The organism is Arthrobacter sp. R1-13 (genome assembly GCF_054161475.1).
Map to the genome: position 1 here is coordinate 718164 of NZ_CP096420.1, position 25834 is coordinate 743997.

Annotated in this window: 23 protein-coding genes, 2 tRNA genes, 2 pseudogenes and 1 riboswitch; of the genes and pseudogenes, 15 read left to right on the forward strand and 12 right to left on the reverse strand. The window is 62.2% G+C overall.

Features of this window, described 5'->3' with window-relative positions; all coding sequences use genetic code 11:
* Window positions 1-468 precede the first annotated feature (468 nt).
* Entirely contained in the window at window positions 469-975 is a 507-nt protein-coding gene (locus M1D88_RS03560; RefSeq protein WP_458113228.1) for a hypothetical protein, read from the reverse strand.
* Between the two features lie 1261 nt (window positions 976-2236).
* On the opposite strand from M1D88_RS03560, the pseudogene M1D88_RS03565 reads away from it, so the two are divergent.
* A pseudogene (locus M1D88_RS03565) lies at window positions 2237-2425 on the forward strand (tyrosine-type recombinase/integrase); the annotation flags it as partial.
* 97 nt (window positions 2426-2522) lie between these two features.
* Here the strand turns inward: M1D88_RS03565 and M1D88_RS03570 are convergent.
* Window positions 2523-2612, reverse strand: a tRNA-Ser gene (locus M1D88_RS03570).
* A 106-nt stretch (window positions 2613-2718) separates the two neighbouring features.
* Here M1D88_RS03570 and M1D88_RS03575 point away from each other — a divergent pair.
* Genes M1D88_RS03575 through M1D88_RS03585 form a run of 3 tightly spaced genes read left to right on the forward strand, consistent with a single transcriptional unit; the run spans window position 2719 to window position 5310 of the window.
* Window positions 2719-3753 (forward strand): dehydrogenase, encoded by a 1035-nt coding sequence (locus M1D88_RS03575; RefSeq protein ID WP_458113229.1) that lies wholly within the window; start codon window positions 2719-2721, stop codon window positions 3751-3753.
* A 2-nt stretch (window positions 3754-3755) separates the two neighbouring features.
* Window positions 3756-4154, forward strand: coding sequence for a 6-pyruvoyl trahydropterin synthase family protein (locus M1D88_RS03580; protein WP_458113230.1), 399 nt, complete (start codon window positions 3756-3758; stop codon window positions 4152-4154).
* Window positions 4155-4158: 4 nt separating this feature from the next.
* Window positions 4159-5310 (forward strand): glycosyltransferase family 4 protein, encoded by a 1152-nt coding sequence (locus M1D88_RS03585; RefSeq protein ID WP_458113231.1) that lies wholly within the window; start codon window positions 4159-4161, stop codon window positions 5308-5310.
* Between the two features lie 34 nt (window positions 5311-5344).
* Here M1D88_RS03585 and M1D88_RS03590 read toward each other — a convergent pair whose 3' ends face one another.
* Complete coding sequence (locus tag M1D88_RS03590) at window positions 5345-5848, reverse strand: nucleoside deaminase (protein ID WP_458113232.1); 504 nt, start codon at window positions 5846-5848, stop codon at window positions 5345-5347.
* Between the two features lie 59 nt (window positions 5849-5907).
* Between M1D88_RS03590 and M1D88_RS03595 the strand changes: the two genes are divergently transcribed.
* The 3 genes from M1D88_RS03595 to M1D88_RS03605 are packed head-to-tail and all read left to right on the forward strand — an operon-like array spanning window position 5908 to window position 8071.
* Complete coding sequence (locus M1D88_RS03595) at window positions 5908-6750, forward strand: phosphatase PAP2 family protein (protein WP_458113233.1); 843 nt, start codon at window positions 5908-5910, stop codon at window positions 6748-6750.
* A 13-nt stretch (window positions 6751-6763) separates the two neighbouring features.
* Complete coding sequence (gene upp, locus M1D88_RS03600) at window positions 6764-7399, forward strand: uracil phosphoribosyltransferase (RefSeq protein ID WP_247046051.1); 636 nt, start codon at window positions 6764-6766, stop codon at window positions 7397-7399.
* Between the two features lie 3 nt (window positions 7400-7402).
* The gene (locus tag M1D88_RS03605; RefSeq protein ID WP_458113234.1) at window positions 7403-8071 is read left to right on the forward strand and encodes an HAD-IA family hydrolase; all 669 of its coding nucleotides are present in this window, start codon (window positions 7403-7405) and stop codon (window positions 8069-8071) included.
* Here M1D88_RS03605 and M1D88_RS03610 read toward each other — a convergent pair.
* From M1D88_RS03610 to M1D88_RS03625, 4 genes are all read right to left on the reverse strand, one after another.
* Entirely contained in the window at window positions 8052-8495 is a 444-nt protein-coding gene (locus tag M1D88_RS03610) for a YdeI/OmpD-associated family protein (RefSeq protein WP_458113235.1), read from the reverse strand. The two genes, M1D88_RS03605 and M1D88_RS03610, sit on opposite strands and share 20 nt — an antisense overlap.
* Before the next feature lie 49 nt (window positions 8496-8544).
* On the reverse strand, window positions 8545-9279 hold the full coding sequence (locus tag M1D88_RS03615) for an aggregation-promoting factor C-terminal-like domain-containing protein (protein WP_458113236.1): 735 nt from the start codon (window positions 9277-9279) through the stop codon (window positions 8545-8547).
* Window positions 9279-9456: riboswitch (cyclic di-AMP (ydaO/yuaA leader) on the reverse strand. It overlaps the preceding gene by 1 nt.
* An 87-nt stretch (window positions 9457-9543) precedes the next feature.
* Window positions 9544-11040 carry a sensor histidine kinase gene (locus M1D88_RS03620; protein ID WP_458113237.1) on the reverse strand — a complete coding sequence of 499 codons (1497 nt, stop codon included), beginning with the start codon at window positions 11038-11040 and terminating at the stop codon, window positions 9544-9546.
* Between the two features lie 6 nt (window positions 11041-11046).
* The gene (locus tag M1D88_RS03625; protein ID WP_458113238.1) at window positions 11047-11781 is read right to left on the reverse strand and encodes a response regulator transcription factor; all 735 of its coding nucleotides are present in this window, start codon (window positions 11779-11781) and stop codon (window positions 11047-11049) included.
* Window positions 11782-12396: 615 nt separating this feature from the next.
* Between M1D88_RS03625 and M1D88_RS03630 the strand changes: the two genes are divergently transcribed.
* From M1D88_RS03630 to M1D88_RS03650, 5 genes and pseudogenes are all read left to right on the forward strand, one after another.
* On the forward strand, window positions 12397-13269 hold the full coding sequence (locus tag M1D88_RS03630) for a winged helix-turn-helix domain-containing protein (protein WP_458113239.1): 873 nt from the start codon (window positions 12397-12399) through the stop codon (window positions 13267-13269).
* A 373-nt stretch (window positions 13270-13642) separates the two neighbouring features.
* Window positions 13643-14218, forward strand: coding sequence for a hemerythrin domain-containing protein (locus tag M1D88_RS03635; protein ID WP_458113240.1), 576 nt, complete (start codon window positions 13643-13645; stop codon window positions 14216-14218).
* Between the two features lie 263 nt (window positions 14219-14481).
* A complete protein-coding gene (locus M1D88_RS03640; RefSeq protein WP_458113241.1) occupies window positions 14482-15009 on the forward strand; it encodes a SixA phosphatase family protein in 528 nt (175 codons plus the stop codon).
* A 100-nt stretch (window positions 15010-15109) separates the two neighbouring features.
* Window positions 15110-16108, forward strand: a pseudogene (locus tag M1D88_RS03645) (EamA family transporter); the annotation flags it as partial.
* Window positions 16109-16318: 210 nt separating this feature from the next.
* Window positions 16319-16498: a hypothetical protein gene (locus M1D88_RS03650; protein WP_458113242.1), complete on the forward strand. Its 180-nt coding sequence runs from the start codon at window positions 16319-16321 to the stop codon at window positions 16496-16498.
* Between the two features lie 148 nt (window positions 16499-16646).
* Here the strand turns inward: M1D88_RS03650 and M1D88_RS03655 are convergent, their stop codons facing one another.
* From M1D88_RS03655 to M1D88_RS03665, 3 genes are read right to left on the reverse strand one after another with little or no spacing between them, the layout of a single operon-like run.
* Window positions 16647-17264, reverse strand: coding sequence for a TetR/AcrR family transcriptional regulator (locus M1D88_RS03655; RefSeq protein WP_458113243.1), 618 nt, complete (start codon window positions 17262-17264; stop codon window positions 16647-16649).
* Window positions 17261-19297, reverse strand: a complete 2037-nt coding sequence (locus tag M1D88_RS03660) for a YhgE/Pip family protein (RefSeq protein ID WP_458113244.1) — start codon at window positions 19295-19297, stop codon at window positions 17261-17263. The genes M1D88_RS03655 and M1D88_RS03660 overlap by 4 nt, the downstream gene beginning before the upstream one ends.
* Window positions 19294-19938 (reverse strand): ABC transporter ATP-binding protein, encoded by a 645-nt coding sequence (locus M1D88_RS03665; RefSeq protein WP_458113245.1) that lies wholly within the window; start codon window positions 19936-19938, stop codon window positions 19294-19296. Before M1D88_RS03665 ends, M1D88_RS03660 begins: the two co-directional genes overlap by 4 nt.
* 182 nt (window positions 19939-20120) lie before the next feature.
* Between M1D88_RS03665 and M1D88_RS03670 the strand changes: the two genes are divergently transcribed.
* Window positions 20121-20924 carry a hypothetical protein gene (locus M1D88_RS03670; protein WP_458113246.1) on the forward strand — a complete coding sequence of 268 codons (804 nt, stop codon included), beginning with the start codon at window positions 20121-20123 and terminating at the stop codon, window positions 20922-20924.
* On the forward strand, window positions 20921-21547 hold the full coding sequence (locus M1D88_RS03675; protein ID WP_458113247.1) for a hypothetical protein: 627 nt from the start codon (window positions 20921-20923) through the stop codon (window positions 21545-21547). The genes M1D88_RS03670 and M1D88_RS03675 overlap by 4 nt, the downstream gene beginning before the upstream one ends.
* A gap of 97 nt (window positions 21548-21644) precedes the next feature.
* On the opposite strand, the gene M1D88_RS03680 is transcribed toward M1D88_RS03675, so the two are convergent.
* Window positions 21645-23105 (reverse strand): dihydrolipoyl dehydrogenase family protein, encoded by a 1461-nt coding sequence (locus M1D88_RS03680; protein ID WP_458113248.1) that lies wholly within the window; start codon window positions 23103-23105, stop codon window positions 21645-21647.
* Between the two features lie 398 nt (window positions 23106-23503).
* A tRNA-Arg gene (locus M1D88_RS03685) sits at window positions 23504-23577 on the reverse strand.
* A gap of 279 nt (window positions 23578-23856) precedes the next feature.
* On the opposite strand from M1D88_RS03685, the gene M1D88_RS03690 reads away from it, so the two are divergent.
* Entirely contained in the window at window positions 23857-25683 is a 1827-nt protein-coding gene (locus M1D88_RS03690) for a phosphoenolpyruvate carboxykinase (GTP) (protein WP_458113249.1), read from the forward strand.
* The last annotated feature ends 151 nt before the right edge of the window (window positions 25684-25834 follow it).

Genomic DNA, 25834 nt, shown 5'->3' on the forward strand with positions numbered 1-25834 from the left:
CCGCCATTTCGGATCGGGGCATGCGCCTGGGGGTCCGGTGCTTGGAGGTACACGGCCCTTGTCTCCCGAAAGAAGGCAAGATAGCCGGTCATCCCTGCCGGCCACTCGTGCTGACGGGCCCAAGCGAAACGCGCAGCCGCGCTGCAGGAGTTCCTCGTAGAGCGGACGCACGAACCAGGCGTACCGGGTGACGGCTGAACGGATAGCAGCCGGGCGAAGTATCCGACGAGGTCTGACTAGTCGTTTACTGCTCTCTGTCTGCGGGTAAGGACTTAGTACCACTGACACGGTTGGGGTGTTGGTGGTAGGCGGCTCGTTCAGTCCGTTGGGGGGTGGCGAGCCGCCGCCTGAGTCATAGCAGGGGCTCTGGGTTGTGCCCCCAGCCGTGGTTTTGTAGCTGGGGGCACTTAATCCGCAATGTTCCGCCCTAGGGTTACGCCGGCCGCAAAGAGGCTCGATTCGGCGCCTTTAGTCCACTTCCGGACGAGGTTTAGAAGACAGATCCCATCTGTCTGGATCCAGATCTAGCACGCCTTTACTCACGAGCTGCCCCCGAGTTGTCGACGTAACCGATGATCGACCGACGGCAGCGTCGATCCTTTCATGGACCAATGTGTTCCAGTTCGTGTACTCGAACCAGTCCTTATCCAAAAGGGCGAGTGCCCAATTGAGTAGATCTAGTGAGGTTCGGACTTCCTCGACGCCCACCGTGTACTCCACAACGTCACCGCTGCGGGGATCACATGCGCTGTGGAGAGGAGCCCAGTGCACCTCGTCCGGATCCCTCATGTCACCACCTAATGAGGGGCCAGGATTCTGGTTGTCGTCAGCGGGAGGATGATTTGCCTGCCAGTTCCTCCGCTCGTCCTTCACCCGGTAGGCATCAGTGACGCTGATCCACAAGTATCCTTCGCGGTCTTTAATGTCTTTGCCGCATTCGCCGCACTGGTAGGTGAAGCGGATCGGGTCTGGCATTTTGTTTGGTTCCCTTCGGTGCCTTCGAGGAGAGGCTTGAGGAAATAATAAGCCTACTTCTTATTCCGGCAAAAATCCGGGCGGAAGAATTGCCTCCACCCCTTGCTCCAGGAGGTAGGGCAATTAATGTTGGTCCCCTAAAAGGGGGTAGCGGATATGGTGAAACCTGCATTGTTCGGTGTCAGTTCCGGTGCCGGCTGGGTGAACGAGTCAGCAACAGTCACCCGTAGCGGAGATATGTACCTAGTAGAAGGTCACATAGGTGGGAGGCCCGCATCAATCCTCGTCCACCCATCCACCGACCCCACTGTCGCAGCCATCCGTGATGCACTATCTAACGTCGCCATCGAAGGGCCGGGCAGCTGACAGCCCGGTCATTAATTGCGATCAGGCAGGGGCGCCAACAAGGGGAACCCGGCGTTGAGTGAGAGCGTGTTCGTGACGGTGACGAGTGAGTCCTGTCCTGAGACGGGGTTCTTCTTGTCTCTCAGCCCGGGGATGCCCACGGCAACGCCGTTCTTCAGTACCCTGCCCTGGACCTGCACGGCGGCGGATGCGGCGATGTAGACGGTGCCCTTCGCGGCAGGTCACAGTCCGGGCGCTGTCCGATCCTCCGGCACGATGGAATCAACCAGCAGAATGTCCGCGGTAGAGACGTCATCAGGAACCGAACATCATCTTCACGGACAAGGGTGACCTGCTCGCAGTGGTCCGCTCCGACAATGCCTTGGCGCACTTCACGGCACGGTCAATCGACTGCGGCGCAACATGGACCTTAAAACTCCCCGCCCGGCACGTATGGGAATGGATGCGTGCCGGGACTCCCCTTGTGGCCAGCCGGGATGGAATGAAGCGGTACGCCTTCTTCAGTGACGCTTGGCCAGAATGGCGGCGACAAGAGTTCAGTGAAGAAATTCGCCAGTGGTCCGAGATAGCGACAAAACGTGGATCCGAGAAGGCGCGCCAGGAGGCGCAAGAGTCCGTCGAGGCTCTGCGGGGCGCCCTGGAGCGGGGCACCAGGAAGTGCGGCCCCCGATGTCCACGATTGAGCCTTACGAGACGAATCAGGGCAGGCGATACTTTGGTTATCCGGTCCTACGGGACACTGGCGCGATCCTGGACGACGCCGTGAGCAACAGGCGGACACTGAGCAATCCTGATCGGGGTATTTCCGGATGAGCACGGGCATTACCTGCAGGCTGCGCGGGTGCACGAGGACAACATGAGCTGGTTTGCTTACGCGATCAAGCGGGCGGACGTCCCTCGAATCACTCCCCACAACTTGCGGCACTCGGCAGCCAGCTATGCAGTACCGGCGGGTGCTAACGTGAAGGTGGTCCAGAAGATGCTGGGCCACAGCTCTGCGGCAATGACGCTGGACACTTACGCGGATCTCTTTGACGGGGATCTGGACGCCGTTTCGGACGCCCTAGATGACGCCGTTTCACTGTCGAATGTGGGCAAAAATGTGGGCAAACCCATAATTCAGGCAAAGCAAAAGGCCCCTGCTTTCCTTGTAAACAAAGGGAAGCAGGGGCCTCGCTATGTGGCGGTGACGGTGGGATTTGAACCCACGTTGGCTTTGACACCAAACAACATTTCGAGTGTTGCACCTTCGGCCGCTCGGACACGTCACCAACCCATACAGGTTACCGGAGCAGGGCGCCCATCCCCAAAACGGCGGCACACGCAGGGCCAGGGTGCTTCCCCGGGTGAGCCAGCGAGACTACATTCATAAGCAAGATGATCATTTCAGAGACGCCGCAAAAAGCCACCGCCTATTGGACCGTCGGCCCGTGCAAGGGGGAACTCCGGACAGAGGACCTTCCGCAACCGGCAGAGGGGGAGGCGCTGGTGCGGTCCCTCTATTCCGGCATCAGCAAGGGCACCGAAATGGTGGTGCATTCAGCGAGAGTACCGGAATCCATCGAGGACCGGATGGCCGCTCCGCATCAGGAAGGCCATTTTCCGTCCCCCGTGAAATTCGGCTACCTGTCCGTCGGGATGGTGGAACAGGGCCCCGCAGAGCTGGAAGGCAAGACCGTTTTTTGCCTCTACCCGCACCAGGACCGCTACGTTGTCCCTGCCCATGAGCTCACCATCGTCCCGGACAATGTCCCAGCGAGGCGGGCAGTGCTGACGGGCACCGTAGAAACAGCAGTCAACGCCTTGTGGGAGGCGGGGCCGAGGCTGGGAGACCGGATCGCCGTCGTCGGGGCAGGACTCGTGGGAGGCATGGTAGCCACACTCCTGCGGAACTTTCCGCTTCAGCGGCTGCAGCTCATCGACGTCGACCCCTCCAAGCGCGGCTTCGCCGCAGCACTGGGCATAGATTTCAGCCATCCCGACGACGCCTTGGCCGACTGCGACATCGTGTTCCACTGCTCCGCCTCCCAGGAAGGACTGGAGCGTTGCCTGAAACTGGCAGGGGACGAGGGCGAAATCATCGAGATGTCCTGGTACGCCGACCGAAAAGTTTCCGTTCCCCTGGGCGAAGACTTCCACGCCCGGCGCCTGTCCATCCGCGCCAGCCAGGTAGGAGTCGTGGCCCGCTCGCGCCGCCACCGACGCAGTACCTCGGACCGGTTGGATCTGGCCGTCTCGCTGCTGAGCGATCCCGTTTTTGACCATTTCCTGACCGGAACGTCCAACTTCGAGGACCTTCCCGGGGTGGTGGACAGGCTTTCAGAAGGAACCCTGGACGCCCTGTGCCACGTCCTCGACTACTCCACCGAAAACAAGTCCACCGAAAGCAACTCCACCGAAAGCAAGAGGTAACTGTGTTCAGCCTGACCGTCCGGAATCATTTCATGATCGCCCACAGCCTTCCGGGAGAGGTTTTCGGTCCTGCCCAGGGGCTACACGGGGCAACGTTCGTCGCAGAGGTGACGTTCCGCCGTCGGAAGCTCAATGAAAACGCGATTGTCCTGGACATCGGTGAGGCGGGCGACGTCCTCAGTGGAGTTCTGGAGGGGCTCAACTACCGCAACCTCGACGAGCACCCTGACTTTGCCGGTGAATTGAGCACCACCGAGGCCCTGGCACAGTACATAGCCGACGCCGTGGCCGCCAAAATCCGGGACGGTGCGGACGGGCGGGAACTTGCAGGTATCGAGGTGACCCTGCGCGAAACGCCTGATGCCTGGGCCGGCTACTCTCTGGACTTCGAGGCAGAGTAGTTCCGTGCCTGCGTCCCAGCCCGCGGCCTCTCCCAAGCCCAGGAGACGGATCCAGCTGGTGGTGCCCGGAAACGTCCTCCACAACTCGGGCGGCAACGTCTACAACGCAGCGCTCACCGAGAGGCTGATCGCCCTCGGGGCAGAGGTGGACGCTTACCGGGTCGACGGTGAGTGGCCAATCGGCAGCGAGGAGGACCGACGGCGGTTCGGCTCGCTGCTGTCGGAACTCGCGGCAGAGGATCCTACGGCGGTGACCATCGTGGATGGACTGGTTGCCTCCGGAGCGCCGGAGGAAATGGAGCGAGCAGCAGCTGACGGGCGGCCCGTCTGGGTACTGCTTCACATGCCGCTGGAGACGCCGGAAGTGGAAGGTCCCGCCTTGGAACGCCGCGCCCTTGCGGCCGCAGCCGGAGTGATGACCACAAGTTCTTCCGTGGCTGCCCTGGTCAAGGAACGGCATGGGATCGACGGCGTGACCGCTGCCCTGCCCGGCACGAAGCCCGCGCCGCTTGCCGTGGGTTCCAACCCGCCCCATCTCATTGCCGTTGCTGCCTTGCTGCCCAACAAGGACCAGCTGATCCTGCTGGGCGCCCTTGCCCAGCTGGTGGACCTGCCGTGGACAGCCTCACTGATCGGCTCGGATTCGGCGGACGAAGAGTACGGGCGCGAGGTACGAGCCGCCGTCGAACGCCTTGGCCTTGGTTCACGCGTCCGGCTGGCGGGGGAGTTGGGCGGCGAGGAGTTCGACGCCGAATGGAAGGCGGCAGACTTGAGCTTCCTGGTGTCCCGTTCGGAAGCCTATGGACTGGTGGTCCCTGAATCCCTCGCCCACGGGCTCCCCGTCATAGTCCGGGCCGGGACGGGAGCAGTGGAGGCGCTGCACGCCGGGTCAAACCAAGGGAATGACGAGGAATCCTGGGGCGAAGGAGAGCGCGGGACCTTCCCTGGCACCGCCGTCGGGCTCGACACCGATCCCACGCCGCTGGCGGAGGTTCTCCGGAGCTGGTTGACGGATCCAGGGCTTCGCGCACAGTGGCGGAAGGCAGCGCTGGCCGCAAGGGAGCGGCTTCCCGGTTGGGAGGACACCGCGCGGACGGTACTGGCGACTCTGGATGGAAACGCCGTGCAGTGGCAGACGATGAGCAGCCAGCGATGAAAGCCGGGCGATGAAAGCGCCAGGCTGCGAAAAGTCAGATGCCCCGATGCTGAGCGAAAAATTTACGGAGCAGTGCGGCACACTCCTGCTCCCGGACGCCCGCGTAGACCTCCACCCAATGATTGAGGCGGCGCTCGCGGAGGACGTCGAACACCGAACCGGCAGCTCCGGCTTTTTCGTCCCAGGCCCCGAACACCACGCGGGGAATGCGGGCCAGCACAATCGCGCCGGCACACATGGCGCACGGCTCAAGCGTCACCACAAGGGTGCAGTCCTCCAAACGCCAGCCATTATCCGCACCGCCATCCCGGGACGGCCGCGTTCGAAGTCGGGCTGCTGCTTCCCTGATGGCCACGATTTCGGCATGCGCAGTCGGGTCGCCGAGGGCCTCGCGTTCGTTCCGGCCCGACCCCAGTACAGTCCCATCCGGTCCGATCACGACGGCGCCGATCGGCACGTCCTCAGTGGCCAGTGCCAGCCGGGCCTCAGTCAGGGCAAGGCCCATCCATTCGGCATGGCGGGGCTCCGGGGAAGTCATTGCTCAATGATAGTTTCGATGATAGGCAGCCTTGTAAGCGGAGGAGACGGGGAGGCATCATGAAGCCCTTTATTGACCGAGTCCTGAAAACAGTGGTTGATCGATTCGGGCTCTGGGTGGCTCCATATGCCGCCCTGTGGCTTACCCTCCTGATCGGCGGCGCCGTGATCGTTATGCTGGCGCTCCTGGGGGCAGAAGTATATGCGGACGTCGTGGACGAAAGCGGGGTTGCCGGCCTGGATAAACCCACTCTCGCCTGGGCACAGCAGCTGCGGACTCCTGAACTGAACGCAGCCGTGACGGGCTTTACTAATATCGGCGGAAGCATCGGGATGCCAATCCTTGCGACAATCCTGACCGCCTGGCTGACTTATCACAGCAGGACCTGGCGGCCCATCATCCTCGTCTCCGGCGCTGCCGCCGTCTCGATGACTGCCACCAATGTGGGTAAAGGGATGTTCGGGCGCATCCGGCCGGACCACGTCGATGCCGTGCCACCGTATGAGTCTTCGCCGTCCTTTCCCAGCGGCCACACCTTGAATACCACTGTGGTGATCGGCGTCCTGGTATATCTGCTCTGGCTCCAGGTTGCCCACGTGTGGATCCGCTTTTCGGCGATCGTGGCAGGCATCCTTTTCGCCGGGGCCATGGGGATGAGCAGGGTGTTCCTAGGCCATCACTGGATGACAGACGTCATGTTCGCCTGGCTGCTCGGCCTGGCCTGGCTGGGGTTTGTGATCCTGGCCCACAGGCTCTTCCATCTCACCCGGCGCCGCGAACACGCGGGGCCGGCACCTAGGTTCGACCAACCCGCACACCTGGTGCAGCCCGGGGTTGACGGTACCGACTCCGCGACGGATGATGTGGTGCGCAGCCGGCGTGGAGAGCAGAACCCCGGGTGATAGTTTTGACCCCATGCGCACACTCGTCGTGGACCACCCACTGGTCGCCCACAAGCTCACCGTTCTGCGGGACAAAAAGACCCCTTCGCCGGTATTCCGGCAGCTCACAGAGGAGCTGGTAACTCTTCTGGCTTACGAAGCCACGCGGGATGTCCGCACCCAGCCTGTGACCATCGAGACACCCGTGAGCACTGCGGTGGGCACAGCCTTCACCAAGCCCACGCCGCTGGTGGTTCCCATCCTCCGCGCAGGTCTTGGCATGCTGGAAGGGATGACCAAGCTGGTCCCGACGGCGGAGGTCGGCTTCCTGGGAATGGCCCGGGACGAGGAAACCCTGGACATCATCACCTATGCGGAACGGCTCCCGGAGAACCTGACCAACCGGCAGATCTTCGTGCTGGACCCCATGCTGGCCACCGGCGGAACACTCCGTGAAGCCATCAAGTTCCTCTTCAAGCGCGGCGCTTCGGACGTCACCTGCATCTGCCTCCTGGCAGCTCCCGAAGGCTTGGCAAGGCTCGAGGAAGAACTCTCGGACGCCAATGTCACAATCGTTCTGGCTTCCATCGACGAAAAACTCAACGACAAGTCCTACATCGTGCCCGGTCTGGGCGATGCCGGCGACAGGTTGTACGGGATCGCCGGATAACGGATGAGCCTGCACAGCACCACTCTGACCGCCCGCGGTGTCCTGTTCGACATGGACGGCACCCTGGTTGATTCCACCAGCATCGTGGAGCGGGTGTGGGGCGAATTCGCCGGCCGCTACGGCCTCGACTATGCCGAAATCCTGCAGACCTCGCACGGGGTCCAGGCCATCGATACCGTCCGCCGCTATGCTCCCGCCGGATCCGACGTCGAAGCCCTCACCGAGGAGCTCGGGCGGATGGAGCTGGCTGAGACGAGGGGGATCGTTCCGGTGCCGGGGGCTGTGGAGCTGCTGGCCAGTCTTCCGGCTGCATCTGTGGCGCTGGTGACGTCGGCTTTCCGAGGGCTGGCCGAAGTGCGAATGGCTGCAGCCGGGCTGACCATCCCCGTCTCTGCAGTCTTCGCCGCTGACGTTACGCGCGGCAAGCCGGACCCTGAGGGCTATCTCCTGGCGGCGTCGCTCCTTGGGGTTGACCCCGGTGATGCACTGGTATTTGAAGACGCCCCCGCCGGGATCGCGGCCGGTGTAGCGGCGGGCATCCGCACCATTGCTGTCGGGCCTAACACCGGAGAGCTTCCCGACGGCGTCCTGCACATCCGCGACTATTCAGCAGTCTCCGCCACAGTCCTTCTGGATCCCAATGGGAAAAACGTTATTTCTTTCCGGCTTTGAGGTTCTCCACTGCCTTCGCAATCCGGCGCGAGCGTGTGTCCCCGGGCTTGGCGCTCGCGACAGGTTCCACATAACGACGCTGCGCGCTGTAGTTCAGGGTCGCATAAAAAGCCTGCGCTTCAGGTTCAGCGGCGAGCGCCGCAGCCAGATCGTCGGGGACCTCGACGACGCGTGGTTGGGTGTCGAGCTCCAGCCCGCCTTCCACGGTGTCTCCGGCTGCAGCCCCGGTCAATTCCCGGTTAGCGGCGCTCAGACCAACCATGAATTGCCCGCCCATGACGGCGATGCTGCTGCGGTAGCTCTTACCGTTCACTGTTACCAGGACCGGCGGACGCTTGCCCGCCCCGAGCGCCTCCAGGATTTCGGCAGGAACCACAATTCCGGCTGTGTTACCGCTGCCCATGATGGTGGTGGTGAACTTCATGGTCACAGTATGCCCGATGAGAATCCGGCGGTTTCGAACTTTGGTTGGTTTAGTACCAGTTGTTCGCGTAATGGAAGTTCAACGCGCCGCAGGGGGAGCCGTAGCGTTCCTTGATGTAGTTGAGGCCCCAGTTGATCTGGGTCCGGAAGTTGGTCACGTAGTCAGCGCCGGCACTCGCCATCTTCTCGGCGGGAAGCGACTGGACGATTCCGTAGGCGCCACTGCTGGGGTTTGTGGCAGTGGTCTTCCAGTCCGATTCTTTGGTCCACAGTGTGGTGAGGCACTGCATCTGGTCCGCAGCCCATCCATGGGCGCCTAGCTGACTCGCGGCGTACGCCTGGGCGGCTGCAGGATCGTCAACCGCTACAGGTGCGGGGGCGGGCTCGGGAGCGGGTGCGGGCTCCGGGGCAGGTGCTGGAGCTGCCTGTGGCTCCACCGGCGCCTGAGAAGGAGCGGCCTTCGCCCTGACCAGGGACTTTTCGAAGTCGATTCGTGATTCGGCGTCGGCCGTGGTGGGAGCTTGCGCCGTGGGAGCAGCAGCCGGCGTGGCGGGCTCTGAGGCCTGGCCGGCGGCACCCACGCCAATCAGTACCGCACAGGCCGAAGCGACGACAGCCAGACGATAGCCGTTGCCGCCCAGGCCTGAACTGAACCGGGAGAGTGAAAAAGGGGTTTTCGAGCTTTCCGCGCGGTGCCTTGAGATCCCATGCTTTGAAGGCTGATCCGGTGCATTCTTGTGCTCCGGATGGTTATCAGGGCGCGTTTGTACCAAGGGTTCAGTCATGATTGCCTCTCAACGCCTACGGAGTTAGCTGTCGGGTTCGGATGAGGTCATCCGGCCGCACGGAAAATCACGTGTCGGCTTCACCCCAAGGGCGGAATGCTGCGCAAATGCCCGGAGACTCTGGGTCCCCCGTCTCTGCCTGGTCATGCGGTATCCGGGAAGCGGCAGAGTTTGGCGTCCAACCGGAAATGCGGCCAGAACGGTAGCCGCACCCCAACGACGCTACAGGAATTGAAGGCCTAAGTCACGTTTTGGTAACAGAGATCACGACGGCGGCGTGGTGCCTTGCGGACGAAACCTGAGCAAGAATCTGGTCCTGCCAGGTCGGGAAGCGACCTCAACGCTGCCTCCATGCGCCTCCATGATCGAGTGGACGATCGATAACCCGAGCCCGCTGGATCCCTCATCCTCACGGTTGCTTCCTCCAGCGCGATTGCTGGCTCTCGAGGCATCAGCACGCGTAAAACGTGCGAATACGGTGTCAACGAATCCCGGGTCGATGCCGGGACCATCGTCAGTAACGGAAATCACGACACTTCCCTCCTCGGAGTTCGTCAAACCAGCCACCACCGTGGTGCCGGGCGGCGTGTGCTTCCGTACGTTCGAAAGAAGGTTCATCAGGACCTGACGCAATCCCGAGGTGTCGCCGCGCACGATTACGGCACCTCCCGGCAACTCCAGCTTCCAATGCCGGTCAGGCGCCATTACCCGCTCATCGCTGACCGTTTCGACCAGCAGCTGCGTAAGATCCACATCAGTGAGTCGCAGCTGCTGCCCTTCATCAATACGGGCCAGCATGAGCAGGTCCTCCACGAGGGCAGTCATCCGCTCGGATTGGCTCTGAACCCTTGCGAGGGATTTCGTTCCGTCGGGAGTCAGCTTTTCCGTCATCCTCATCAGCTCGGTGTAGCCACGGATCGCGGTGAGGGGGGTCCGCAGTTCGTGGGAGGCATCCGCCACGAACTGCCGGACCTTAGTTTCGCTCCTTTGTCTGGACTCAAGCGCCCGGGAAACATTGTCCAGCATGAGGTTCAGGGCGTGGCCAACCCTGCCTACTTCAGTTCCGGGATGAGCGCTCGACGGCGGGACCCGCACGGCGAGTGCCACTTCGCCGGCGTCGAGGGGTAACCGGGAGACCTGGGTGGCCACATCGGACAGTTGCTCAAGGGGTTTCAGGTTGCGGCGGATTATCCCTGTCCCCACCAGACCGATCAGCAGTATTCCCGCGAGCGACCCCGCCGTCATGGTCCAGACCAGCGAGTTGAGTGTGCTCTCCTTGGCTGCCAGCGGGAGGCCGGTTACCAGCACGCCCCCATCCCGCATGTGTAGTGCCAGCAATCGATAGTCCCCGTCTGCAAGTGTCCGCGTAACTGGTTTGCCGTCCATTGGCAGGCTCAGCAGAGCAGCGTTGTCTTGGGGGGACAGGTCCGTTTGGCCTGCACCCCAGGCCACGAATCCGGCACTGCTGACCTTGCCGTTTTGGATTCGGGCGAACATAGTGCCTGCCCCGGACCCGCGTGCATTCAGCGGATCCGGGGATCCGTTGGGATTACTGGAAGGGGGCCTGCCAGCGTTAGCCGAAGCCACCTTGAGGTTGCCGTCCAACTGCCCGGTGAGAAATGAGTCCATGGAGGCGTAGCTGACTATTCCGGTCGCTCCGCAAATAGCCACCAGGAGGGCCATGGCAACAAGGACGAGCCGGGTTCGCAGGTGCCAGGTCGACGGCCGGCGCCAGTTGCCGGAGAAGGTCAGGGACGGCACGGTGGTTCAGATCGCCGGCTTGATGACGTAGCCCGCACCGCGCATTGTGTGGATCATTGGCGGCAGGGTGGCGTCCACCTTTTTCCGCAGGTAGGAAATGTAGAGTTCCACAATGTTGGCCTGGCCGCCGAAATCGTAATTCCAGACGTTGTCCAGGATCTGCGCCTTGCTGACAACGCGTTTGGCGTTTTCCATCAGGTAGCGAAGCACCTCGAATTCGGTGGCGGTCAGCTGCAGGTCCTCGCCTCCCCGGGTTACTTCCCGAGTGTCAAGATTGAGCAGGAGATCACCCACGGCCAGTTCGGCCGTGTCCATGGCAGCAACGCCTGAGCGCTGAACCAGCCGGTGCAGGCGCAAGAGGACCTCCTCCATGCTGAATGGCTTTGTCACGTAATCGTCTCCACCGGCCGCCAGACCCGTAATGCGGTCCTGCACATCGTCCTTGGCTGTCAGGAACAGCGCCGGGACCCCAGGAGCAAAGGTGCGTATCCGCTTCAGCAGCTCAACGCCGTCGAATCCGGGAAGCATCACGTCCAGAATCAGGACATCGGGACGGAACTCCTTGGCGAGCTTTACCGCTGCCGGTCCGTCCGCTGCTATTGCCACTGTCCAGCCGGACATTCTCAAGCCCATGCTCATCAGTTCAGACAGGCTTGGTTCGTCGTCGACTACGAGGGCTCGGATGGGGGAGCCGTCCGGGTGGGTGAGCTGCGGCAGATTTGTGGTGTGAGGTGCTGGCATACCTTCAAGTTTTGGCCCTGCGGAATTGCCAGGGCTGTGCGCTTCCTGTGTGCAGCCTGTGAGGGTCATCGCCTTCCCGCATTGCCTAGCAGATGCAAATTGAGCGAATTTTTCAGGAGGCGGTGTAAAGGGGCTGGACATTGACAGCTGTTAGAGGCAGTGTGTTTCGGTATTAGAAAAGCAACTGAATATAAGCGAAAAAAGTGGGCAAAAGTGAGAATTTTCTTCGGAAAAGCTGCTTTCCCGAACGTTCATACAGAAAAACAACTGTTATTTTATCGCCGTCACAGAATGGTGATTAACATCACATAACGCCCTTTTGTCTCACGATGCGGACGAACCGGTCCATTGTTACTTGCAAGTTGTCATTGTTACGTTGCACACTCTCATTGTGAACAAGAACTCAACAGCACCTGCAGCCGCAGTATCTCAGACCAGCACATCCGCTGGTTTTGACATGCGCTGTTGTCGAATGCACGCCTGACTTTCCTACCCCGAACAGTTGTTTAGGCATTCGCCCCCAGCCCAGCGTCGGGCGCCCCTCCCCAGTTCTCATTGCGGGGTAATCGAGCATTCGAGCCGCGATGACGGCCATTCACATTGAGGTAAGCATTCATGTCAGTTGCATCTGGATACGTCCACATCTCCGTCCGTAACGCCAACAAGAGCGCTCCGCCCGCCGGTGTCCGCCCAGGTCTTGGTGGCCGCCCTGCCCTCGCTCCCGCGGCTCCCGGCAGCAGTTACGCCGCGCCCGGCTTCGTCCCGCAGGGTTACAACCCCACCTCCTACGGCCAGCTCCGCGCTGTCTCACCGGTCGATCCGGCGCCTGCCACCGCCCCCACTCCGGTAATCGCTCCGGCCAACGGCTCGGCTGTCCGTCCTGTTCCCAATGAGAACGTTGCCCGCGGATTTGTGCTGTACATGGGTATTGACGAGGAAACTGCCGCCGCGTCCGGGACTTCCATCGCCAAGCTGGCCCAGGAAATCCGCGCCTACGCCCAGTCCCTCGTTTCCGGTGCTGAAAGCTACGCCGCCGTTGCCGTAGCGCCCTCTAACGCCCCCGGATCCGCACTCGACGTCGTCCGTTCAACTTTCGGTGACCCCACCGTGAACTCCCGGCAGCGCCCCGAGACGGCCCGCACACCCCAGCCGCAGGATCCCCGCCCTTCCGGTGTGCTGATCGACCTTGCCCGCCGTGAAGTCCACCTCGATGGCGAATCGCTGAACCTGACGTTCAAGGAATTCGAACTGCTGAATTACCTGGTGGAAAACGGCACGCGAACCGTTGGCCGCGACGAACTCCTTGAAGGCCTGTGGCGCAATGCCGAAGAGGTGCCGAACGAGCGCACCATCGACGTCCACATCCGCCGGCTCCGTTCAAAGCTGGGCCGTCTGGCCAACACTGTACGCACCGTCCGCGGCCAGGGCTACCGCTTCTATGAGCACCCGGAGGTCATTGTCTGGGCCGCTCCGGAATACTCGATCTAGCCTCTGCTACGCACGAAAGCGGCATTCTGCCGTGCCATAGCGTTCGCTGGCTTCCTTGACCTCGCAAGCTCGGACAAGGAATCCTGCCAGCTCGCTTCCTCCTTCGTTCCTCCCCACCGTCTCCCTAGCCTCGCAAGCTCGGCCAGGGAACCCTGACGGCGTGGGCCGACGGCGATGAGGCACTACGCAGAATGCCGCTTTTGTGCGTGACTATTGAGTGTGTGCCTCCGCGGCTAAGGTTCCTGGCGGGAGACGGTTGACCGCCGATCCCGGCAAGCCTTGGAGAAGACTTACCTATGGATCCCACTGACGTGCGGTGGTAGCTTGACCTCTTACCCAGGGTAGGAGAAACGATCTGCAGGAGGTGCGTGTCATGAACCAGTCCAACGCTGGTGGCCAAGGATCGGATGTGGTGGACATCCTCACCGCTGACCATCAGCAGATGGTGGAGCTGTTCGGACAGATTGAGGCAACGTCAGATGCCGGCCAGCGCAGAGACTTGGCCGATACTTTGATCGCCGAAGTGATGCGCCATGCCGTCGCCGAGGAGATGTTCGTTTACCCTGCGATAGAAGAGCACGTGCCAAACGGTGCCGAGGAGGTCGAGCACGACAAGAAGGAACACGACGAGATTGTCCACTTGATGAAGCAGGTGGAAGGCGTGGATCCTTCTGATCCGACCTTTATGGAACTGGTTCAGCAGTTGGAGGCGAAGTTGCGTCACCATGCGAATGACGAGGAGTCCGAACAGTTCCCGAAACTACGTGCTCACATTCCTGCCGAAAGACTCGTTGATATGGGCGAAAAAGTACAGAAGGCCAAGAAATTGGCACCTACCCGTCCACACCCCGCTGCGCCGCACTCCGAGTTGTTCCACAAGACTGTTGGCCCAGGTGTTGGAATGGTTGACCGGCTGCTGGACAAGCTCACGGGGCGCCACACAGGCTAAAGAGCGCGCTGTAGGATCTGCGGCGAGGGAGCAACCATGGCATTCACTCAGGTCGCCGACAACGTCCACGGTTTCGCAGACGCATTCGTCAACTTTTACATAGTTGAAGGTCCGGAAGGGCTTACGCTCGCCGAGGCTAACGGGCCGGCGTAAGGGCAGCCCGCCGGCGGTGGTAGGCGCAATAGATGCGGCTAACCCTTCATTGTCCCTGCGGCCCTACGAGTGGGCAGCAGCCACTGGCACTCGGCTATAGGCTTGGGGGCATGAGTGAGCACCATATTAAGCGGCTGGTGATCATGCGCCATGCCAAGGCCGACTGGCCTGGCGGGGTTGCCGATCACGACCGGCCCCTTGAAGAGCGGGGTCACCGGGAAGCTCCGCTGGCCGGCAAATGGCTGCTCAAACATGACGTGGTTCCCGACTTTATTTTGTGCTCCAGTGCCCTGCGAACCCGGCAGACCTGTACGTGGGTGTGCAGCGAACTCGGAGATAAAGCACCCACTCCCAAGCTTGAGGGCGGACTGTACGCGGCGTCGGCCCAGCGGATGCTGGCCGTTATCAACCATGTGCCGGACACCGTCACCACACTTATGGTCATTTCGCATATGCCCGGCGTGCAGGATCTTGCAATGCATCTGGCCTCCCGCGATTCCGACCACGATGCCTATATGGATGCAGCCACCCGGTTTCCCACCAGCGGCCTGACTGTCCTGGAGACCGAAAAGCCCTGGGCGGAACTGGATGGCCAGGACGCCCGGCTCACCCACTTCAAGGTGCCGCGAGCGCATTAGAGGGGGCGGGATGCCCCTGGATTTCGACGGCGGTGAGGGCTCGCCCCAGGATCAGCATTACCTCGCGTGATATTCGGCTTCCAACTGGCACAGTGGGAGCGTGAACATACGTCATAGCGTGCTGGCCGTCCTCGTTGCCGTCCTGTGGGGCGTCAATTTTGTAGCGATCGATCTTGGCCTGCACCCCGAGGGTGGCGGCCACGTGCCCCCGCTGCTGTTCGTGGCGATGCGTTTCGTTCTCGTTGTTCTCCCGTGCATCTTCTTCATCCGCAAACCCGACGTCAGCTGGACCGTAATCCTCGGCGTCGGGCTGTTTATGAGTACGGGGCAATTCGCCCTCTTGTATGTGGGCATGGCACTGGGTATGCCGGCAGGGTTGGCATCGCTGGTACTGCAGGCCCAGGTGCTGCTCACGGTGCTGATCGCGGCCGGGTTCCTGGGGGAGCGGCCCAGCGGCCGCCAACTTACCGGCGTCGTCCTGGGCATCGCAGGGCTGGCCGTAGTGGCGGCGGGCCGCAGCATGGTGGCGCCTGTCCTGCCGTTTATCATCGTGCTCGCCGCTGCCCTGTCGTGGGCTGTCGGCAACGTGATCGTGCGGAAGGCGAAGGCCACCTCGGGGCTGGGCCTGGTGGTGTGGTCGGGAGCTTTAGTGCCGGTGCCGCTTGCCGGCCTGTCCCTCTTGGTGGACGGATCCGATGCGGTGATCGGGACGCTCGCCAATCTCCAGCCTGCCACAGTGCTGAGCGCCATCTACACCGCGGTGTTTGCCTCTCTGGTGGGCTTCGGAATCTGGAACCGGCTGCTGAGCATGTACCCGTCGTCGGCCGTAGTTCCCTTCACGCTCCTGGTCCCGGTAGCGGGCATGAGCACTGCGTGGCTGGTCCTGAACGAAGTGCCGTCTCCCGCTGAAGTGGCTGGTGGGGTGCTCCTGCTGGGAGGGGTGGCCACCGCTGTCCTGGGACCAGTGGGGCCGCTGATCACGCCCGGGCAGCGTCGCTGGCACGCTCAGCGGCGGGACGTGGCCTTCGCTGCCCCGGCGCCCTTGGCTGGAGGCTTGGGTTTGGGTGCGGCTGGTGCGCGTTTGGACGCCGCTGAGGAGCTCCGTGGCCGCGCGGTTGACGGCGTGGAAGCGGGCCGTTTGGAGGCGGACGACGTCGAGACGGGGCGCCGGGAGGCCGAAACGGGCTTCCTGCGCGAGGACGGAGATGACTTGCGGGCGGACGGAAGCCTTTTGCCCGGAGGCCACACTGCTCCGGCAAAGAGCACCAGCAATGTTCCCGAGCCGGATACAACGGCCAAGTAGAAATAGATGTCCGAATCCTGGGTGGTGACGGCGGTACCAAGTGCCGCCGCATCCTGGTTGAAAGCCAGTCCCCACATCCGCAGGAAGGCGATCGCGAAGCCGATGAACAGGCTCGTCCCGATGCCTCCCGCCAGCAGGGCCAGGTTCCGCCCGCGGGTGACCACCTGGACCACAGACGCCAGGTAACCCAGCGCCACTGCTCCGAGGAAGGCGAAGAGGACCGCTTCTTCGAGCGTGATGGCAGTCAGGACCAGCAGGCCGACGGCGGCGAAGGCCGCGCCGATCGCTGTCCTCCCACTGCTCCCCATGGTGCCCATCTTCCCCGAAGGGTGGGCTATTTCAGGACATAGCCGCGCATAATTGCCATGATCGCCGCAATGCTTTGTTCCCTGGTCCGTTCCGGGTGGTACGTCTGCCGATCCAGGCCCACCACAAAGCAGGCGCCAAAAATCGCAGTTTCCAGGCTTCCGCGGGAGATTGACGTATCCACAGGGTACGCAGCAGTCACCCTTTCAACCGCCGCCCCGATGACCTCCAGCAAGACGGCGCGGAGTTCAGCGAAGGTGTCCTGCCAAACACTGGGTGTCCGCCAGTTTTCACTGACCCAGAGCCTGGCAAACGAAGGATACTCCGCCATAAAGTCCATGGCTTGGCCGATCATCTGTTCCATCGCTTCGAGCGGGTCCGCCGAATTGTCCTGCGCACTCAACAGCCGTGTCAGCAGGATGTCCACACCATGGCGCAGCAGCTGGGCAATGAGATCGGACTTGCTGCCGAAGTTGTAGTACACCGTCCCTTTAGAAACGCCTGCTGCCGCTGCTATCTCATCCACCGTGACGCCGGCCGCTCCGCGCTCGCCGATCAGTTCCATTGAAGCCTCGAACAACTTTTGTCTCGTGGCATTGGTCCTGCCGGGGCGTAACTTCCGCTCTCCGGCTTCCTGCGTGCTCATATTGCAATCTCCGGCTTCAGCGACTTCAGGGTCCAGAACTTGTGCTTGCGGACTGCCAGTGTGGACAGCACGGCCCCCAGCACAGTGTAGCCAAGGAGACCCGTTACCGTAGGAAGGATCAGCGAGAGGTCGGCCCCGTAGATCAAGTGGCGCATCCCGGTCACCACGTAGCCCATGGGCAGGACGTCGTGCACAACATGGAGGGGCTGCGGCGTGGTCTGCCAGGGGAAGGTGCCGCCGGACGAGACCAGCTGAAGCACCAGCAGGATGAGTACCACCAGCTTTCCCGGGGAGCCGAGCAGCGCCACGATGCCCTGGATGAGGGAGCTGAACGCCATGGCGGCCGCCAGCATAAACAGCCACATCAGAACCGGATGGGCAGGGTTCAGTCCCAGCCCGACGTCCACCACCAGAGTGAGCAAACTCGCCTGCAACACGGAAACCGTGAGGAACGGCAACCAGCCGCCGACGGCGATTTTCCAGGCAGGGGCGTTGGAAGCCAGTGCCCGCTGGGTGATGGGACGCATGGCTTGGACCAGCATAAAAATGCCGATCCACAAAGCAAGCGTGAGGAAGAACGGAGCCAGCCCCGCACCATAGGAATTGGCCTTGGCCTGGGAGACGCTGCTTACCGCAACCGGATCCGCAATGACCTTGGACAGGCTGCTCTTCTGGGAGTCATCGGGATTGGGGACCTGCCCCGCGCCTTTGGCGAGCTCGTCGGCCAAGGTGGTGGCGCCGTCGGCTGCTGTTCCCGCGCCGCTTTCAAGCTTGGCCGCGCCGGAATCGAGCTCCTGTGCTCCCGTGGACAAACGGGCCGCTCCGTCCAGGGCGGACTGCTGTCCCGCAGCCATGGCAGTTGAACCCGATGCCAGCTGATCGGCTCCCGTCGATGCCTTGGCTATTCCGTCGGTCAGGGCAGGGGCGGCGGCGGCAAGCTTGGAAGCCCCGTCGCTGACGGCGGCAGATCCGTCCGCCAGCTGCTGGATTTGCGCAGCGTCCGCCTGAATCTTTGATGTGGCATCTGCCACCGGGCCGGAAGCAGCGGCAGCTTCGAAGTCTGCCAGGACCTTGTTGGCCTGTTCCTGGCTGAGCACGCCCGTCTCCACCAGCTTGGCGTTGGAAGCCACTAGGCGTTCCCGCAAGCCCTGATCCGCTGCAGTCAGCTGGCCGACGGCGTCCTGGACTTTGGTGTTCAGGGCGGCATTTCCCGCGGCCACCTGCGCTGCGCCGTCGGCCAGCCGTTGAGAATCGGTGGTTAAGGTGGCCGTCTTGTCCTTCAGCTGTTGCAGCCCGCCGTCGAGCTGTCCTGCTGCGGCCGCGAGCTGATTGGCGCCGTCGCTAAGTTTCAGCTGACCGTCGTAGAGCTCAGCAACACCTTGGCTGAGCTGGCTCGTCCCCGTATGGAGCGTCACCGTCCCGTCACGGAGCTGGCTCACTCCGCCGGAGAGTTGTCCGGCTCCCGTTGCGGCCTTGGTGACCTGGGTGTGGATGATCCCGAAGCCGGTGAGGAGCTGATTGGCGGTTTCCTCGCCCACTTCCTGGGCAACCGAGGCGTGAACGGAGGTGGTCAGCTTGTCCACGATGGTGCTGAGGAGGTAGTTATTGGCGTCGTTGGTGGTCACGTTCAGCATGGCTTGGCTGGCGGCATCAAAACGGCCAGGGGACGTGAGGTTGGCCGAGAAGTCCTTTGGAATCTTCAGGGCGAAGGCGTACTTGCCGCTTGCGACGCCCTGATCGGCTTCATCGCTGCTGCTGACGTTTTCCCAGTTAAACACATGGCCCTTGACCAGGCTATCGGCCACTTCCTTCCCCGCCTGCAGCTCTGTGCCGTTGCCTGACATGGCTCCCGTGTCCTCCACCACCAGGGCAGCATCGATCTGGTCCAGATTGCTGTAGGGATCCCAGTTCGCGTAGAGGTACACCGCGCCGTAGAGCAGTGGCACCATGATCAGGGCGAGAAGGGTTAGTTTCGGCAGCAGCCCGCCGGTCATGCGTTTGAGTTCGGAACGGGCCAGCCGAAGCACAGTCACTTGAAGTTCTCCTTCTCGAGGATGTCGTTACCGATGACCGCTGAAGGTCCCGTCCAGCCGTCCGGGAGGGTGCTGACGGTGGCGACGACGGCGAGCGGCCGCCCGCCGTCGTGCGCCAGTTCCTCCAACCTCGAAAGCCAGCCTCCCGGGTCTGCACTGTGGCGGTCGGGGGAGTCCACCACCAAAAGGTCCGTATCGGGGTTGGCGAGGGCCAGAGCGGTCAGCAGTTCAACACGTCGCAGCGGTGGAAGCTGCTCAGTCCACAATTCGGCGATGTCCTCGAAGCGATTGATCTTCAACCAGGGCCTGCTGAGCAAAGCCCCGCGGTACCGGCGTGGAATCAGGGCAAGGTCCTCAGTGACGAGATCACGGACGGTCAGGTGCTGTTCGGGTTCATTGACTCCGGGGGAGTCCACCAGTGCGCTCGCGATCCGGAGTTTCTTCGTCTTGCTGGCGCCATCCCAGCTGACGGAGCCTGCCGTTGCCTTCATTCGTGCGCTCAGGCTTAGGGCCAAAGCTGTCCGCTGGTCCTGGCGTTCACCAGTGACCAGCAGGAGCTCACCTCGCCGGCCCTGAAGGGAGGTGGCGGGCAGAAGGTCCTCCCTGCGGCCCTGGACACGGAGGTTTTCTACGGAGAGCATGAGGACCTTTCAAGGACGGAATCTGCTCCAAGCTTACTTGAACTGACCAGTCAGTTCAAGTAAGCGAACTCCCGGATGTTTTCGGATCCGGCCTGTAACCAATAGGCCTCACCTGGACACTTAAAGGTCAAGCGGCGCAAGGAACTCCGCAGTCAACGCACACCTTTGGGGGATCATAAAAAATGACATCTAAACTCGGGTTTCTAGGGGCAGTAACCATGGCCGGTCTCGCCATCAGCCTTACCCTTTCCGCCTGCGGTCCCCAGAGGGGAGTTGAGATCGCAGATGCCGGAAGGGAGGCTCCCGGGGTGACCTCCACTGCAACCGGGGAACCTACGATGTCAGCCACTGTTGCTCCCGCTGGCCCGGAGCCCCTGTTGTCCGCTGCACCTTCAGCAGTTCCAGCGCCTCAAGCGCCTGCTCCCGTGGAGCCGGTGGCGCCTGTGGAACCGGTGGCGCCCTCGTTGCAGTCCTTCACCTTCCCGGATGGGCATATCTCCTTCTCCTACCCGGCCGGCTGGTCCGTCAGAACCGAGCGCGGGCCAGGCCGGGACGGGCCTCCATGGCAGCCTGTTGAGGCGATCGTCTCCGACGGCACAGGCAATGATCTCCTCCGGGTCTCAAGCGGCGCAGACGGGATCGGATGTGCGGGTGGACCCGTCCACCGCACGGTGCTGGACAAGGCAGATGCTCCCGACATGCGTCAAGCTGACGGCACTACCCCCTGGTTCGGGTTCAAGGTGGAAAACGTCGGGGGTGAAGACTGGTACAGCATGTCGCTCAGCAGGTCCAGCAACTTTGACGAGGGAGAAGTGACTTCCGGCTGCGGGTTGCTTGTGATGGGAAACGGGGGCGCCATGGCCGGGGCCATCTTCAACCCGCCGCCGCACCTGGCCTTCCCCAGCCGGGAGGCGGCCAAGGCCTGGATGGGCAGTGAACAGTACTCCCAGCTCAAGACGTTGTTGCTGAGCGTGAGTTACTCATGACTGCCGCACCTTGGTTCCGGAAGTGGGGCGCTATCGCTCTCGGAACGCTCCTGGTGAGCGGCTGTGCCACTCCGGCGGCGTCGGTTGGAGATCCAACGGGTACCACCGCGCCGCTTCCGGTGGCAGGGGAACTCCAGGGGCAGGGAATGGTTCTGCAGAAGGGGGCCGAACCGCCGCAGCTCTGTCTGGGCTTCATTGCGGAGTCGTATCCGCCGCAATGTAGCGGTCCCGCTCTGGCGAATTGGGATTGGTCGAAGGTGAACGACGAGGAGACCGCTTCCGGCTACACGTGGGGCTCGTATGCGGTGGCCGGGACGTGGGATGGGGTCCACTTCACCCAGACAAAAGATCCGGTCCCACTGTCGCTCCACGACCCGCCTGGTCCTACCAGACCCAAACTATGGGAGGAGTCTGCCGGACCAGGGAGCGAGGTGCAGCTCGAACTGATTCGAGCCGAAATTTACAGCTCCCATGAGTCGTCCATCCTGGTTTCCTGGACCGCGAATGGATACCTCATCCTCAATGTTTTCTATGACGACGGCGCCCTTCAAAACGAAATGGATGCCAAGTACGGGCCCAAACTCGTCCTCGTGGAGTCGGCGCTCCGGCCCCTCAACGGATAGCACCTGGAAGGAATGCCTGGGACGGCTAGCCGCGCCGTGCAGCTAACGACCACCGGGGAACGCCGCTTGCAGGAGTTTGAGAGTTAGAGCTCCTGCTTCAGAGCCCGTACTTCTCCAGCAGACGCAGCCAGACCTCGCCGATCGTTGGATATGATGGCACGGCATGCCAGAGCCGGTCCAAGGGAACCTCACCGACAATGGCGATGGTGGCGGCGTGGAGGAGTTCCGAAACGTCGGGTCCAGCGAACGTAGCGCCAAGGATGACTTGCCGGTCCTCGTCGATCACTAGCTGGGCCCATCCCTCATAGCGTTCTGAATGGAGAGCAGACCCCGCAACCTGGATTGGCAGCTCTACTGAAGAGACCCGGTATCCATCCTTTTCCGCGCGGGCCACGGACCTTCCCACCGATGCCAGTTCGGGGTCTGTGAACACTACAGTCGGGACCGCGTGCTCGTTGGCGGTCTGGGCAAAACGGCTCCAGGGGGCCGGACTTCCTTCCAGCTCGCCCTTGGCCCGGGCGGCAATGGCGTCACCGGTTGCCCTGGCCTCGTACTTGCCTTGGTGCGTCAACATCACGGCACCTGCGGCATCACCCACGGCATACAGCCAAGGGCCGGATCCGCCATTGTTGGTCGGATGCTCCACTAGCCCGCTGGCATCAGTGCTGAGCTGCAGGATGCCATGTCCGTCCGGTTCAAGCCCGATGCTTTCCAGCCCCAGTCCCTCGAGGGCAGGGCGGCGGCCTGTCGCGACCAGAAGCTTTTCCACGGTAGCCGTGGTGCCATCGTCAAGGAGAAGGGTCACTGAACCGTCGTCGTTGCCGGTAACGCTGACGGTTTTCGTATGGAGGCGAAGTTCGACGCCGTCAGCACGGAGGCCGGAAGCTGCCAGTTGGGCAGCTTCCGGGGGAAAGCTGCCCAGCAAGGTGCCACGGGCAACCACAGTGACTGAAGATCCCAGCCTGGCGAAGGCTTGCGCGAGTTCAGTCCCGGCCACGCCGCCGCCCAGGACCCCCAGGGTTTTCGGAATCGCCTGGGCGGAGGTTGCCTCCCGGGTGGTCCAGTAGTCCAGGTCGCCCAGGCCTTCCAGCGGAGGAGTGTGAGGCGAGGATCCTGTGGCGAGGACAACTGCCTCGCGGGCTGTGAGCAGGTGGCTGACGCCGTCGAGTCCTGCTACCTCAACGCTGCGTGGACCCGTGATCCAGCCGTGGCCGCGAATCAGTTCAATACCCGAATCGTCCACCCATTTGACCTGACCGGTGTCCTGCCAGTTGGCGGTGAAGTAGTCCCGGCGCTTGAGGACGGCAGCGGCGTCGAGGGTTCTGGTGACTGCCTCCTCAGCCCCCGGAACTGTCTGGGCGCCATGAAGCGCTGTTCCCGAGCGGATCAATGCCTTGGAGGGAATGCAAGCCCAGTAGGAGCATTCGCCACCCACGAGCTCGGCTTCGACCAGCACGGTGGTGAGCCCTCCTTGTACGGCGCGGTCCGCGACGTTTTCCCCGGCTGCCCCCGCCCCGATAACAATGACATCGAACTCCCGTACGTTTTGCGCCATCATGGCTCCAGACTACGCCCGGGACGAGGGTGTGTCTGAAGGCGGCGAAAGACTATCGTCAAGGCGATCATGACGAGGCATTACACTGAAGGCCTAGACCGGTATATAGCTTTAGCTCACACCTGGGACATTAATGACATGCCTGTGGACGCCCGCGTAGGGGAGATGCTGCACCGGACCGTCGGGGCCGTTGCTGGAAGGGTGCCGGAATGACGCTCCCGACTCCGTGACAAACGGGGGAACAAACGGGGCCGCAGCTGCTTATTGGAGGGCGACAGAGCGTTATCGGGGAGTCCAGGCGTGGCTGAGGCCAAGCGCGGCCCCATGATTCTGCAGCGGCGCTCCTGATGCAGCACACAAAAAAATCCGCACCGGCGAACCGGTGCGGATTTCGTGTATCGTGCGCCCAAAGGGATTCGAACCCCTGACCTTCTGTTCCGTAGACAGACGCTCTATCCAGCTGAGCTATGGGCGCATTCGCGGCTCTTCGAGAACTTCGCTCTCTGCCGAACCTCGAATTACTTTACGCGAGATCCGGCCGTACTTCCAAATCGAAACGCATGTAATCTGCGCGACTAGACCGGTCTATGTGAGCTTACTCACAAAAAACCAGCATTTTGATAGCGCTCTTCATTGAGTTCACGCGGTTTTTCCATAGGCACCTATGTTCGACCCTGCGTTCGGGGCGAAATTTACAGGCGGTTGGACACCTAGCATTTAGGACACACCACTGAACCCGAGGAAGGGAACCGCAATGGGCGATCTGGCGCGACTGCCGCTGCTTGAGAAAGCACCAACCACACATGCCGGCCTGCTGGCGTGGGTCGAGGAGGTTGCTGAACTTACCCAGCCTGCCCGCATCCACTGGGTCGATGGCTCCGAAGAGGAAAATACCAGGCTCACCGAGGAACTCGTCGCTGCCGGCACTCTGACCCGCCTCAACCAGGATTTGTTCCCCAACTCCTTTGCAGCTTTCTCCGATCCTGCGGATGTTGCACGCGTCGAGGAGCAGACCTTCATCTGCTCGCAGAACAAGCGCGACGCTGGCTTCACCAATAACTGGATGGCCCCGGATGAGATGAAGGAGAAGCTCCGCGGCCTCTTCGCTGGTTCCATGCGCGGCCGCACCATGTACGTCATTCCCTTCGTCATGGGACACCTCGATGCCGAGGACCCCAAGTTCGGTGTCGAGATCACCGACAGCGCCTACGTTGTCGCCTCAATGCGCATCATGGCCCGCATCGGCACCGAGGTCCTGGACCGTATTACGGCAAACAACGCCTTTTTCGTTCCGGCCCTCCACTCCCTCGGCGCACCTCTCGCCCCCGGCCAGGCCGACGTTGCCTGGCCCTGCAACCCTGACAAGTGGATTGTGCACTTCCCCGAAGAGCGCTCCATCTGGTCGTTCGGTTCCGGCTACGGGGGCAACGCCCTGCTGGGCAAGAAATGCTACGCACTGCGCATAGCTTCAGTCATGGCCCGCGATGAGGGCTGGCTGGCTGAGCACATGCTTATCCTCAAGCTGACCTCACCTGAGCAGAAAACGTACTATGTCTCGGCGGCCTTCCCGTCCGCCTGCGGCAAAACAAACCTTGCCCTCCTTGATCCCACCATTGATGGGTGGAAAGTCGAAACGCTTGGTGACGACATCACCTGGATGCGGTTTGGCAAGGAAGGCGAACTGCGCGCCGTCAATCCGGAAGCCGGCCTTTTCGGCGTAGCTCCCGGAACCGGCTGGGGCACCAACCCCAACGCCATGCGCGCCATCGCCAAGGGCAACAGCATCTTCACCAACGTCGCACTGACCGACGATGGCGGAGTCTGGTGGGAGGGCATGACCGATGACGTTCCTGCCCACCTCACGGACTGGCAGGGGAACTCGTGGACGCCGGACTCGGACCGGCCCGCGGCTCACCCCAACTCGCGTTTCTGCACGCCCATCGACCAGATCGACATGCTGGCCGAGGAGTACAACAACCCGGACGGCGTCGAGCTTTCAGCGATCCTGTTCGGCGGACGCCGCAAGACGACTATTCCCCTGGTCACCGAGTCCTTTGACTGGTCCAACGGAATCTTCATGGGCTCCACGCTGTCTTCCGAAACCACCGCGGCAGCGGCGGGCGCCGTAGGCGTTGTGCGCCGTGACCCGATGGCCATGCTTCCGTTTATCGGGTATGACGCCGGTGACTACCTCAACCACTGGGTCAACCTTTCGGCCAAGGCGAACCCGGCGCGGCTTCCCAAGATCTTCCTGGTCAACTGGTTCCGTCGCACGCCGGAAGGCGGATTCGCCTGGCCCGGTTTCGGGGACAACGCCCGTGTCCTCAAGTGGGCCATGGAGCGCCTCGAGGGTAAGGCGGCCGCCGTCGAAACCCCCATCGGGTTCGTCCCCACCGGGGATTCGATTGATCTGACCGGCCTGGATATGACCCCTGCCCAGGTGGAAGAAGCCGTTCGCGTGGACCCGCAGGAGTGGGCAACCGAGCTGGCCTCCATCGAGGAGTGGTACGCCAACTTCGGTGGCTCGCTGCCGGATGCGCTCCAGGCTGAACTGGCCCGCCTTAAGGCCCGTCTCAGCTAGTCCCCATTGCCTCCCCAATCTCGCAACTCGATTGGGGCCCTTCGGCAGCGTGGATCCAGACGGAGGCTTTGATTACGACGGCGGCTCCGCACCTTTCTTTGGAAAGGTGCGGAGCCGCTGTATTTCTACCTGAATAGATGCCCTCGAAGGT